The organism is Protofrankia sp. CiP1_Cm_nod2, from assembly GCF_920664355.1.
In the GTDB taxonomy this organism is placed as follows: Bacteria; Actinomycetota; Actinomycetes; order Frankiales; family Frankiaceae; genus Protofrankia.
This window is the reverse complement of record NZ_CAKKTL010000152.1, coordinates 9,304-9,924: the sequence shown is the minus strand read 5'-3', so window position 1 is coordinate 9,924 and position 621 is coordinate 9,304. Positions and strand designations below refer to the sequence as shown.

Below are 621 nucleotides of genomic sequence, written 5' to 3'. Positions count from 1 at the left end.
CGGCTGTGGTGACCGCCCGACAGACGTCGGTTCCGGCGCGGGCGACCTGCCCCGATCAGCGTAGGTCAGCTTAGTGCCCCGTATGAATGCCTGCCGCGTCGGCCGTGCCGAGGGCGCCTGCGATGGCTGGCCGCTGGTTCGTGGTGGGTGTGGTTCGTGATGCCTGACTGCCTCGCGCGGGCATCCGCACCCGGGCGCGGGGCCTTTCGCCGGTCGGATGGATGGCCGGTGGATGACGTCGTGGAGCTGTTCAGCCGGATGGGCTGGGCATCACCGCGGTGATGTCCGGGTACGGATGGGCCGGGTACGGATGAACGAGGTCAGACGGGGCGTCGCTGTTGAGGTGGGGCAAGTGCGAGCATGGCAGGACTTCTCGTGACACATCCGTGAATGCTGCCGATGTCGTCGATGTCATAGTCCTGCCTGGCCTGTTGCCAACGGGTGGACTCACAGCGTTCCGCCCACAGCCGCCGGCCGACCCGGTTGCGGCGGTCCTCGACCTCCAGGGGCGCGAGTACCCCGCCCAGCGCCGCCTGCAGGTGGGCCCAGTCGTGCGCGGCGTCCCACGTCGCGAACGAGCCCAGATGCTCCCCGTCGTAGTCGTAGACATGGTATGGACGG

1 protein-coding gene is annotated in these 621 nt (G+C 68.8%); it reads right to left on the bottom strand.

Going from position 1 to position 621, the window contains the following annotated elements; all coding sequences use genetic code 11:
- Positions 1-320: 320 nt before the first annotated feature.
- On the bottom strand, positions 321-621 hold a 301-nt coding region (locus NBW84_RS16460), incomplete at its 5' end, for a hypothetical protein (protein WP_250285624.1).